Raw genomic sequence first — 12255 nt, forward strand, 5'->3', positions numbered from 1 at the left:
ACTATAAACAACAAATTATGAAACGTATATTTCAATACACAATCATCGCCGGGTTTGCGGTTGTTCTTGTTGCCTGTGGACAGGGAGCAAAGGAAAAGAAAGGGTCACTTGGCGATAAAAAAGCTGAGCTGGAGAAACTGAAAACTGAACAGGTTACGCTTTCAACAAAGATCAATGCTTTAGAAGAAGAAATTGCAAAGCTTGATACTGCTGCCGGTAAAAGCGACAAGGCCAAACTGATTGCTGTTACACCTGTGGTAACAGAAGATTTCTCTCACTATATTGATCTGCAGGGAAAAATTGATGCAGATAATATTTCTTACATCGCACCACCAAACGGACAAGGTGGTATTGTAACAGACCTTTATATCAAAGAAGGACAGTTTGTAAAGAAAGGGCAGCTTGTTTTGAAGATGGATGATAAAGTTCTTCGTCAACAAGTAAAAATCCAGGAAACGCAATTAGCATTAGCAAAAGATCTTTATCAACGCCAGAAAAATTTATGGGATCAGAACATTGGAAGCGAAGTGCAATTGATCTCTGCCAAAACCAATGTAGAAGCATTGGAACGCCAGATCGCCACAGCATACGAACAAATTAAACTGTTTACAGTTTATGCTCCTGCAAGTGGAATTGCAGATGTTGTTCTGGTAAAAGTAGGTGAGTTCTTCTCAGGAGTAATGGGGGTATCGCCACAAATACGGATTGTTAACAACAGCACCTTAAAAGCTGTTGTGGAAGTTCCCGAAAACTATATGACCCGTGTGCGTGTAGGAAGCCCGGTTATTGTTACGCTGCCTGATATGAACAAAACCTTCAACTCTACAGTGAAGCTTTCATCGCAAACAATTAACCCAAGTACCAGAACATTTACGATTGAAGCAAGTATTCCCGGTGGTGGCGTTCGTCCGAATTCAATTGCAGCGGTAAGAATTAAAGATTATGATGCACCAAATGCATTGGTTATTCCTGTTAATCTTATTCAAACTGATGATAAGGGAAAATATGTGTATGTGGTGGAGAAAGACAGCAAAGGACGGAGTATAGCCGTTAAAAAACCGGTTGTTGTTGGTGAATCTTATGGCGACAAGATCGAGATCAAAGCAGGTTTACAAACTGGTATGCAGCTGATCTCTGAAGGTTACCAAACTGTTTACGACAAACAAGTTGTAACCATTGGATAAAAGACATCATCAGTAATAAAGCATCGTCATCAAATGATCAATCTTTGATTTGCTATTCTTTATTGCTGATCAACTAAAACAAGTGCTGACTACATAATCTTATTATATGCAATCAAATCTCATAGAAGGGCTCAGCAAAAAGTTTAAGGAATTTAAACCTACGAGCTGGAGTGTTGATAATCGCACGGCCATCTATATCATCACCATATTAATTACGGCATATGGACTTTACAAGTTCAATACAATGCCCAAAGAACAGTTTCCTGATATTGTGGTGCCTACTATTTCAGTAGCTACCATTTATGTAGGTAATTCACCTGCCGATATTGAGAACCTGGTAACAAGACCAATTGAAAAACAACTAAAGAGCATCAGTGGCGCAAGGGTCATTAAAGTACAATCATCATCACAACAGGATTTTTCGCTGATCGTTGTGGAGTTTGACACCGATGTAAAAGTTGACCTCGCAAAACAAAAAGTAAAAGATGCAGTTGATAAAGCACGAACAGATCTTCCGCAGGATCTTACTGCAGAACCTGACGTGCAGGAATTCGCTTTCAGTGAAATGCCCATCATGTTCGTAAACATCAGTGGCGATTTTGATCCCGTTAAGCTGAAACAGTATGCGGATAAAATGCAGGATCGATTTGAAGAACTGAAAGAAATTACAAGAGCTGATATTGTTGGTGCACCTGAGCGTGAAATACAGGTGAATGTTGATCCGTACAGAATGGCAAGTTCAAGAATTACATTTAGTGACATTGAAAGCGCTATTGCACGTGAGAACAACGACATCACAGGCGGCCAGGTTGAGATAGGTACCATGAAACGAACTGTGCGTGTTCGTGGACAATTCAACAGTGCGTTTGATATCAACAATATTATTGTGAAAGGTGTAAGCGGTGCGCCCGTTTACCTAAAAGATATTGCTACCATTAAAGACACGGTAAAAGAAAATGAAAGCTTTGCCCGTTTGGATGGTAAGAATGTTATTACACTCAACATTGTAAAACGTAGCGGCGAAAACCTGATCAATGCAGCTGATAATGTGAAAGCAACAGTTGCAGATATGCAGGCAAACGATCTGTTACCAAAAGATCTGAAAGTAACCATCACAGGTGATCAGAGTAAGCAGACAAAAACATCGTTCAATGAACTGGTCAATACAATTGTGATCGGTTTCATACTTGTGTTATTGATCCTGATGTTCTTCATGGGTGTAACAAACGCCTTCTTTGTGGCATTGAGTGTACCGTTGAGTGTGTTTGTTGCCTTTCTCTTTTTACCATTGGCTGATTACATTGTTGGTACAGGTGTTACACTCAACTTCATTGTGTTATTTGCATTGTTGTTCGGGCTGGGTATTATTGTGGATGATGCCATTGTGGTAATTGAAAACACACATCGTATCTATCACAACGGCAAAGTACCGGTCATACGCAGTGCAAAAGAAGCAGCCGGTGAAGTATTTATTCCTGTACTGGCAGGTACGGCTACAACACTTGCACCATTCTTCCCGCTATTATTCTGGAAAGGGATCATTGGTAAGTTCATGATCTATTTGCCAACGATGTTGATCTTAACATTAGCTGCATCGTTGATCGTTGCCTTTATCATGAACCCGGTGTTTGCTGTAAGCTTCATGAAGCCCGAAGGCCGTGCGTATGATGATAAGAAAAGCAACATCTTCAGTAAGTGGTATTGGTGGGCATTCATCATCATAGGCATCATCAATCATGTATTGGGTAATCATGGCACAGGTAACTTCCTGTTCTTTATGGCATTGGCAAGTGTTCTGAATCGCTATTTATTGCGTGATGCTATTTACTTCTTCCAGGAAAGAGCATTGCCAAGATTGATGAACAGTTATGAATCATTATTGCGTTGGGTATTGAAAGGTTGGAGACCAGTATGGATGCTTGTTTCGTTATTCTTATTGTTCCCGATCGCTGTTGCATTGTTGCTTGCACGTGGTAACTCATCCACATTCTTCCCGAGTGGTGATCCAAACTTTATCTATGTGTATCTGAAGATGCCTGTAGGTAGTGATGTGAAGTACACCGATTCGATCACCAGCCTGCTTGAAAAGAAAGTATATAAAATACTGGAAAAAGAAAAACCGGGTGAAGAAGGTTCCATTGTTGAAAGTATCATTACAAATGTGGCAGTGAGTGCAAACAACCCACGTGATAACAACCGTAGTATACAACCAAACCTTGGTCGTATACAGGTATCGTTTGTGGAATTTGAAAAACGTCATGGCAAATCAACCAAAGTATATATTGATGAAATACGCAGAACCATCAAAGGAATTCCCGGTGCTGCTATTAGTGTAGAACAGGAAGATGGCGGACCGCCCACTGATCCTCCGGTGAACATTGAAGTGGTAGGTGACAACTTCAACAATATTGCAAAAGTTGCAACAGAGTTATTTAACTATCTCGATACAAACCGTGTTGAGGGAATTGATAACCTGCAGATGGATGTTGATCTGAATAATCCTGAGATTACAGTTAGTGTTGACCGTGAAAGGGCATTGATCGAAGGTGTGAGTACAGCACAGGTTGGTATGGAATTACGTACGGCATTGTTTGGTAAAGAAGTAAGCAAGTTGAAAGATGGTGAAGATGAATACAAGATCCAGCTTCGTTACAGTGAAATGCAACGTAACAACATTATTGACCTGATGAATATGAAGATCACCTTCCGTGATTTCAATACAGGACAGATCAAACAAGTACCTATTAATGCCGTTGCTAAATTCGATTACACCAGCACCAGTGGTGGTGTAAAACGGAAAAATCTGAAGCGTACCATTCAGTTGCAATCAAATATTGCTGACCCTACACAGGGAGCTGCTATTAACGCTGCACTGAAGACAAAGATCGATGACTTTAAAAACAAAGTGCGTATTCCGGAAGATGTAACCATTCGTCAAAGCGGACAAAGTGAACAGGAAGCAGAAACAAATGCATTCCTTGGCTCTGCACTTGTTATTGCAATTGGTTTGATCTTCCTTATTCTGGTATTGCAGTTTAACAGTTTAAGCAAACCGTTTATTGTCGTAACAGAGATCTTCTTCAGTGTGATTGGTGTGTTACTTGGTTATGCCATCACCGGTAAAACCATTGCAACGATCATGTTGGGTGTTGGTATCATTGGTCTTGCAGGTATTGTGATCAAGAATGGTATCCTCTTAATTGAGTTTACTGATGAGCTACGCCACCGTGGTTATAAAACAAGAGAAGCAGCGATACAAGCGGGTAAGATCAGGATCATTCCTGTATTGCTCACAGCCTTGGCAACCATGCTTGGTTTGTTACCATTGGCTGTTGGTTTCAACATCGATTTCGTTTCGTTGTTCCAACATCTTGATCCAAAGATCTTCTTAGGTGGTGACAGTGTTGTATTCTGGGGCCCGTTAAGCTGGACGATCATTTACGGATTGATCTTTGCGTTCTTCTTAACGTTGATGATGGTTCCAAGTATGTATATCATCTCTGAACGTTTAAGAAGACCAATGGAACGTTTCTATGGTACCAAGTACATAGCGTTGTTTGGTTTCCTTGGTCCTTTCTTCTTCATCTTTGTTGGCATCATGTATCTCGGCAGAAGAATTCAAGGCAAGAAAGTTTGGGTAGGACAACAACGTAAAACAGTTCCTTCGAAGATTTAAGATAAAAGTCAATTGTAAATTTTAGGTTAGTAACCCTCTCCGGAAACGGAGAGGGTTTTTCTTTTGCGTTTAACAAAATAATTTTTCGCCCTATTTCTCTTCCCAGTAATTTCACAAAAAAATTATCATCATGGCAACAGCACACGAAATTGATTACCGCATTGTAGGCGAAGAAATGCAGTATGTAGAAATTGAACTTGACCCAAATGAAACAGCCATTGCAGAAGCAGGAAGTTTTATGTTAATGGATGAAGGCATTCAAATGGAAACCATATTTGGCGACGGTAGCGCTAACCAGGGTACAGGTGTATTAGGAAAATTGTTTAGTGCCGGTAAACGTTTACTCACCGGTGAAAGTTTATTCATGACAGCTTATACCAACATCGGGCAGGGAAAAAAGATGGTCAGCTTTGCATCACCTTATCCCGGTAAAATTATTCCACTTGATCTGATGCGCTTAGGCGGACCGATTGTTTGTCAGAAAGATGCGTTCCTCTGCGCAGCAAAAGGTGTAAGTGTTGGCATTGCATTGCAGCGCAAACTCGGCACCGGCTTATTTGGCGGCGAAGGTTTTATTATGCAGAAACTGGAAGGCGATGGATTGGCATTTGTGCATGCAGGTGGTCATGTGTTTGAACGTGAACTGAAACCCGGCGAAGTACTGAAGATCGATACAGGTTGTGTGGTAGCATACACACACCAGGTTGATTTTGATATCCAGTTTGTAGGTGGTATCAAGAATACCATTTTTGGTGGTGAAGGATTATTCTTTGCTACACTCCGTGGTCCCGGCAAAGTGTGGATCCAAACCTTACCTATTTCAAGATTGGCCAGCCGTATTCTTTCTTATGGAAGAGGAGCACGTAAAGAGGAAGGAAGCTTGCTGGGTGGTTTGGGTAATTTGCTGGACGGAGACGGTAGATAATAAAGCTCATTATAACTGTCATCCCGGGGAATGAGGGATCTGCAGAACATTTGTACTAAAGCCCAACAGATCCCTCCTTCGTTGTGATGACAAAAAACAAAAAGCCGGAAAAATTTTTCCGGCTTTTTGTTTGGAAATCCGAAAAGATTAATCGTATATTTGCGATATAGAATAAAAAAGACGAACAAATCGTCTTTTTATTTGAACACATTCATCGTAAAAACACGATAAACAAAATGGCCATCCACAAGAAAGAAGAATTCAGTACAAAAGAGCAACACCTGGCAGCATTTGCCAAAGCCATCAGTCACCCTGCCCGTATTGCCATCCTGAGTGTATTGGCAAAACGCAATCAATGTATTTGTGGTGAGATTGTTGAGATATTACCACTGGCACAAAGCACCGTAAGTCAGCACCTGAAAGAATTAAAAAATGCAGGATTGATCAACGGTGAAATCGATGGGCCACGTACATGTTATTGCATCAACTGGAAAGCTTTTGAAAAATTCAATGCTGATTTTAATTCACTCTTTGAAAAACTAAAAGAAGCGAATGCCAAATGCTGTTAATTATCATCATTAAACCATAGCAATATGCAGCCATTATCATTATCCCTTATCAGTATCATCATCACTCAATTTGTTTTTGCTCAAAGTGCACAACCGAAACAAGGCCCTGTTCCAATAGCGTGGGGTCACTATCAAAAATTGCAACAACTACCTTCATCAGCACAAGCTGGACAGGAAGCAACAGATGCACGCCGCTTTGAATTAACTACCGCACACAAACAGGTAACCGATCTTTCCGTTACTGAAGTATTTGGATTTCGTTTACGTAAGCCGTTTTATTTAAAAGGAACAGAAACATTTTCCATTGCTCCACCACCGGCCAACAGCTCAGCACAAACAAGAGCAGAATTGAATTTTTTACTGCAACTGCAACAACGCCGTTCTGAAGAAGATATCCGTGCATCAAAATATTATGCAACGGTTTATTATAACACCGAAACAAAACCTGGTGATGCAGATTATGAAAGAATGCAACGAAATCTTTTTCATATTGGTCGATCTATTGGCACATGGTTCAATGCAGATTCGTTACCAGTCACTGCAGCATTAGCCGTCAATGTTTGGAAAGATGCAAGTTTTGTTATCTGGAAATACAAAAACTATTTTCTCCGCATCAGACCGGGCAAACTTGAGCCTGAATTAAAGTATCTTGAAGAAACACCATGGGCAGCTTATCCCAGCGGACATGCAACAAACTCATATATAAATGCCTATCTCTATGCTGCTTTGATTCCTGAATTTGAATCATTCTTTTTAAAAGATGCTTATGATATGGCACATTCAAGAGAGATCATCGGTGTGCATTATCCAAGCGATTCGGAAAGCGGTCGTTTGCTGGCTTATGAACTTATTCAACGCTTAATGAAAAACGAACAGTTTCAAAAAGATTTTGCAGCTGCAAAAGAAGAGATCAAACAAATAAAAAATGCAAAAGGATTCTAAACATATAAACGTACAGACCATGTCAACAGAAACACAACTCAAAGAAATTGTAAAACAGAAGTACAGCGAAATTGCTTTGCAGGATAAAGAAACTAATCAATCGTCGTGCTGCGGTGCAGGTGGATGCTCAACTGAAGTATATAACATCATGAGTGATGATTATACAAACCTGAAAGGCTACAACCCTGATGCTGATCTTGGATTAGGCTGCGGCTTACCCACTCAGTTTGCAAAAATTCGTCCGGGTGATACCGTGATCGATCTTGGTAGCGGTGCAGGCAACGATTGTTTTATTGCTGTTGCAGAAACAGGACCAACAGGAAAAGTGATCGGTATTGATTTTACTCCGGCAATGATCGACAAAGCAAGAACCAATGCAGAAAAAAGAGGATTGAATAATGTAGAGTTTCGCCAAGGCGATATTGAACACATGCCTGTTACTGCAAATACAGCCGATGTAGTAGTAAGTAATTGTGTGTTGAATTTAGTGCCGAATAAAGATGGCGTGTTCAAAGATATTTTTCGAGTGTTGAAAGCAGGTGGCCATTTCAGTATTTCAGATGTAGTGTTGGTTGGAAATCTTCCTGATGCATTGCGGAAAGATGCAGAGATGTATGCAGGTTGCGTGTCAGGTGCCATTCAGAAAGAAGTGTATCTCGAACTGATCAAACAAAATGGATTTGAGCATATCACCATCCAGAAAGAAAAAGCAATTGTAATTCCGGATGATATTCTAAAAAATTATTTGAACGAACAAGAGTTGGCCGATTTCAAACAAGGAAACACCGGCATCTTCTCTATCACAGTATTTGCACAAAAGCCTGCCTGCTGTGCACCCGGCAGCGGCTGTTGTTAATTCTTTTTTTCACATATAAACCTTAGCATCATGAACACAAATCAAAATGATCCCGGATGTTGCGCAGGCAACAATGATTGTTGCGGCGGCATCACCGACATGGGATGTTGTTAAAACTAAACGGAGCCACGCAAATGCGTGGCTCCGTTCTAATTTCATACAATTGGAAAATTTACAACGTAGATCTTACCGCTCCTCCATCAACCATAATCGTTTGTCCGGTCACATACCGGCTTTGCTTACTCAACAACCAAACGGCAAGCGATGCAAAATCATCGGCTTCGCCTAATGCGCCAACAGGTATTTGTTGAATAGCCGTCTGTTTCACATCAGCAAAAGGTAAACCAGTCTGTTCACTTTTCTTATGATACAAGCGATCAATAGCAGGTGTGTTATGACTGCCCGGACCAAGTATATTCAACGTAACACCACTCTTTGCAATTTCCTGGCTCAATGTTTTCACCAACCCAACAACTGCCAAACGTAAGGATGTACTCAGCACCAAATTTTCAATCGGCTGTTTTACACTGGAACTTTCGATATACACAATACGTCCGTAACCAGCTTTCATCATAGCTGGAACAAACGCCTGTGTAAATTCTACTTTCCAACGTAAGAGTTTTTGATAAGCATCATCCCAGTCGCTCAGTGTTGTTTCCAAGACTCTTTTTGCAGGAGGGCCACCTGCATTCACCAACATACCGTGCAGTTGACGATCGCCAACAATTGTTTTTAACTGTTCAATTATTTCATGCTCTGTAATATCACCTGTAACAATTTCTGCATTGGGGTTTGACCTATATTGTTCGTTCAGCTTCTCCTCTCCTCTTGCTACCACAATTACCTTTGCTCCTTCATGTAATAATGCAGTGGCAATGGCTTTACCAAAACCACTCGTTGCACCACCAACGATAAAGAGCTGATCAGTTAATTCAAGATTCATATCAATTACTTTTTGTTCAGGCCGCTGAGAATGCCCCGAACTTATTGTACTAATTTATTTGCATGTCGGCTTACCAGCAACCATCCATTGGCCCGTTTTGCATAAACCTCAGTATAGAGTAAGTAAATATCAACCGGTTTCCCCTCCATCAACACATTAAAAGTTCCTTTGCCATTTACGATCACAAAACCTTTATACACCCTTGCCGATGCTTCTGAAACGGTAACATTGTTCATCGTTAGTTTTGCCGAGCGTATATCTTCAATTACTTCTTTCTTGTTTTGTACCCATCCGTTTGAGTGAACATATTGAATACGATCGTCCAATAGATTATTGAGCGAGTCAAGTTTTTTCTGCACCATCCAGCGAAACTTTGTTTCATGCAATTTCAACACAAATTTCTCTGTGGCAGATTCTTCTTTTGTTTTTTGTGCAACAGCAACAGATGCAAAAAAGAGAAAGAAAATAAAAAAAAGTTGTTTCATGCAAAGTGATTTATCCAAAACAAATGTAAAGCGCAGAAAGCGGAAAGACAGAAAGAAAAATCCGGCACATAAAAAACCCCGGCATTTCTGTCGGGGTTAAGTTAATATCTCTAAAAGCATTATGCCTCCATGTGTACTTCAATTTCTTTTTGTAACGATTCGAAAATTTCATCGATCGTTCCTTCACCTTCAATTTCGGCGAGTTTATCAAACTGTTTGTAGTAATCAGCAACAACAGATGTTTTGGTGCGGTACTCTACAATTCTTGCACGGATGATCTCTTCATTTGTATCATCACTGCGTCCACTTGTTTTACCACGGTTGAGTAAACGCTTCACCAGTTCTTCTTCGCTCACCAGCATGGAGATCATCGCATGGATCTGTGTACCTTTTAACTTCAGCAATTTATCCAATGCTTCGGCCTGGGCTACTGTGCGGGGAAAACCATCAAACAAAAAACCTTTGGCTTGCGGATTGGCATCCAATGCCGAGCTGATCATCCCGATCACTACTTCATCCGGCACCAACTGACCTTTGTCCATCAGCTTTTTTGCTTCAAGACCCAACGGCGTTTGCCCTGCAATTTCGCTACGCAGCAAATCGCCGGTGCTCAGGTGCTTCAGACCATATTTTGCAATTAATTTCTCTGACTGAGTTCCTTTACCACTGCCCGGAGGGCCAAATAAGATCAAATTAAACATATACAGAATGTAAGCTTGATGAAGTTGTAAATATAAACAGCATGATTTAAAAATCTGCAATCTGAACCTATTTTGATTGCAATTTGTTTAATAAAAGAGTTTGTTAAGATCAAAATACTGTCGTTAAACAGACATCCGTTAGCCTGCAGGCTTTCGTAACTTTAGCAAATAAACAGAAATGAACATGATGAAGCTATTGATGATTCTTGCCTTTGCACAGCTTACATTTGTTAGCTGCGAAGCGCAAACCAGTCAAACAAAAGACAAAAAGAATACTATGAGTGAAGCAAAGAAAAACCCGGTTTATTCAAAAAATGATTCTTCCAAAGTGAATTTGAGTGAAGAAGAATGGAAAAAAATTCTGCCTTCTGATGTGTATTATATCGCACGCCAAAAAGGTACTGAGCGTCCATGGACCAGTAAGTTTGAAAAATTTGAAGAGGTAGGAACCTACTACTGTGCTGCTTGTGGTAACTCGTTGTTTAAAAGTGATACCAAATTCGATAGTGGTTGCGGATGGCCCAGCTTTTATGAACCCATCAGCAAAAGCTCCATCATTTACACACCCGATAATACGCATGGCATGCAACGTACGGAGGTGCAGTGTGGCCGTTGCAAAGCACATTTAGGTCATGTGTTTGAAGATGGTCCGCCACCAACAGGTTTGCGATATTGCATTAACGGTGTGATCCTTGATTTTGAAAAAGCAAAAGAAACCGAGAAGAAATTCAACGAGAAGAAAAGTTAAGTTTTAGTTTCGATAATTATCAGAAGAAACGAATCAGCATTGATTCGTTTTTTTTATTGCTCGCAGATTACACGAATTTGCACAGAAGCATTCTCAACACGCCATCATCTTCTGAATCTTATCAATCTACCCAAATCACGGTTCAGACAATTAATTACTATCACCATCAATAATTGTTTTGAAAATACTTCGTTTGTCGAGTTCCATATCGCTCAGTTCAACATCAATGGCTCTTGTGCTGAGGATAATTTCAAACAATGAGAAAATAAGTGAGGTAAGTAAACTCAGCAGGCTCAATGCAAACACCCATTTTGATGCTGCATCAAACTCACGAAAAATAAGGTACATGCAAATGATACAAAGCAAAAAACTCAGTACACCCAGCGCCTGCATATTACGGATGAGACTGATTCGTGTACGCAGGTTGCTGATCTGCTTGTGGAGAAGATTGCGATCTTCTACTTTTACATATTCATCGTGGAGTTTTCTAACCAGCGATGCAATTGCAAGGAAGCGATTGGTGTAAGCAAGCATCAGCAAGGTGATTGCCGGAAATAATAAGGCAGGTGTGGTAATGGATAATGCATTCATACCTTAAAAGTAATCAAGTGTATGAATATGAAAAAGCCGCAACTTGTGCGGCTTTAACTTATCGTGAAGATCATTTACTGAATTACAACCGGGAAACTAACTTCAACGTCTGTTTCACCTTTTGATACCAGGTCTCCTGCTGCTTTTACCCCTGGCTTATGTTTCAATGTAATCTTAACAGTTCCTCCGCTGCTGGTAGCAGCGATCCAGTTCGATGTAATACCCAGCGGCAAACCACCTGCATCTGTATTTAATCCATTAATCGTAAGTGCAGCAGTTGCTACTTCATAATATACCTGGTGATCTGTTCCTTCCGCTTCCACTTCATCTGTAATATTTTCAGCCGGAGTTTTACTTTCATCTAAAAACTCCAGTTCACATGCATAACTGATGCCCGGGCTTAATGTAATGTTACTGATTTGCGGAGCATTACCACCGGGTCCATCAACATCTTTCCATGTAAATGTTTGTGTTGCCCCACCTGATGCAGTAAGTTTTACATTAACCGTAGTGATCAATTCCTCTTCATTTTCTTCTTCATTATTTTTCTTCTTGCAACCTGCCAGAATTAAACCGCCAAGCATTACTACTGTAAAAAATTTGATGTGTTTCATTGTCATAATAATTGATTGAGT

At 40.4% G+C, this 12255-nt stretch carries 12 protein-coding genes; 7 read left to right on the top strand and 5 right to left on the bottom strand.

Translation table 11 applies throughout. From position 1 onward, the window contains the following. Positions 1–17 precede the first annotated feature (17 nt). From VK159_RS22335 to VK159_RS22360, 6 genes are all read left to right on the top strand, one after another. Entirely contained in the window at positions 18–1184 is a 1167-nt protein-coding gene (locus VK159_RS22335; protein ID WP_324232395.1) for an efflux RND transporter periplasmic adaptor subunit, read from the top strand. 106 nt (positions 1185–1290) lie between these two features. Continuing rightward, entirely contained in the window at positions 1291–4860 is a 3570-nt protein-coding gene (locus tag VK159_RS22340; protein WP_324232396.1) for an efflux RND transporter permease subunit, read from the top strand. Positions 4861–4990: 130 nt separating this feature from the next. After that, the gene (locus VK159_RS22345; RefSeq protein ID WP_324232397.1) at positions 4991–5785 is read left to right on the top strand and encodes a TIGR00266 family protein; all 795 of its coding nucleotides are present in this window, start codon (positions 4991–4993) and stop codon (positions 5783–5785) included. A 236-nt stretch (positions 5786–6021) separates the two neighbouring features. Next, entirely contained in the window at positions 6022–6354 is a 333-nt protein-coding gene (locus VK159_RS22350; protein WP_324232398.1) for a metalloregulator ArsR/SmtB family transcription factor, read from the top strand. A 24-nt stretch (positions 6355–6378) separates the two neighbouring features. Further along, positions 6379–7296: a phosphatase PAP2 family protein gene (locus tag VK159_RS22355; RefSeq protein ID WP_324232399.1), complete on the top strand. Its 918-nt coding sequence runs from the start codon at positions 6379–6381 to the stop codon at positions 7294–7296. Positions 7297–7315: 19 nt separating this feature from the next. Then, positions 7316–8152, top strand: a complete 837-nt coding sequence (locus VK159_RS22360; protein ID WP_324232400.1) for an arsenite methyltransferase — start codon at positions 7316–7318, stop codon at positions 8150–8152. Positions 8153–8324: 172 nt separating this feature from the next. Here VK159_RS22360 and VK159_RS22365 read toward each other — a convergent pair whose 3' ends face one another. From VK159_RS22365 to VK159_RS22375, 3 genes are all read right to left on the bottom strand, one after another. Further along, complete coding sequence (locus tag VK159_RS22365; protein WP_324232401.1) at positions 8325–9095, bottom strand: SDR family oxidoreductase; 771 nt, start codon at positions 9093–9095, stop codon at positions 8325–8327. 41 nt (positions 9096–9136) lie between these two features. Further along, on the bottom strand, positions 9137–9580 hold the full coding sequence (locus tag VK159_RS22370) for a nuclear transport factor 2 family protein (RefSeq protein WP_324232402.1): 444 nt from the start codon (positions 9578–9580) through the stop codon (positions 9137–9139). A 119-nt stretch (positions 9581–9699) separates the two neighbouring features. After that, positions 9700–10281, bottom strand: coding sequence for an adenylate kinase (locus VK159_RS22375; RefSeq protein ID WP_324232403.1), 582 nt, complete (start codon positions 10279–10281; stop codon positions 9700–9702). Positions 10282–10465: 184 nt separating this feature from the next. Here VK159_RS22375 and msrB point away from each other — a divergent pair, with 184 nt between their 5' ends. Next, positions 10466–11029 carry a peptide-methionine (R)-S-oxide reductase MsrB gene (gene msrB / locus VK159_RS22380; protein ID WP_324232404.1) on the top strand — a complete coding sequence of 188 codons (564 nt, stop codon included), beginning with the start codon at positions 10466–10468 and terminating at the stop codon, positions 11027–11029. A 150-nt stretch (positions 11030–11179) separates the two neighbouring features. Here the strand turns inward: msrB and VK159_RS22385 are convergent, their stop codons facing one another. Both VK159_RS22385 and VK159_RS22390 read right to left on the bottom strand, forming a co-directional pair. After that, positions 11180–11620 carry a DUF2721 domain-containing protein gene (locus VK159_RS22385; protein ID WP_324232405.1) on the bottom strand — a complete coding sequence of 147 codons (441 nt, stop codon included), beginning with the start codon at positions 11618–11620 and terminating at the stop codon, positions 11180–11182. Between the two features lie 74 nt (positions 11621–11694). Next, entirely contained in the window at positions 11695–12234 is a 540-nt protein-coding gene (locus tag VK159_RS22390) for a hypothetical protein (RefSeq protein WP_324232406.1), read from the bottom strand. Positions 12235–12255 lie beyond the last annotated feature (21 nt).

This window comes from Lacibacter sp. (genome assembly GCF_035299325.1).
In the GTDB taxonomy this organism is placed as follows: Bacteria; Bacteroidota; Bacteroidia; order Chitinophagales; family Chitinophagaceae; genus Lacibacter.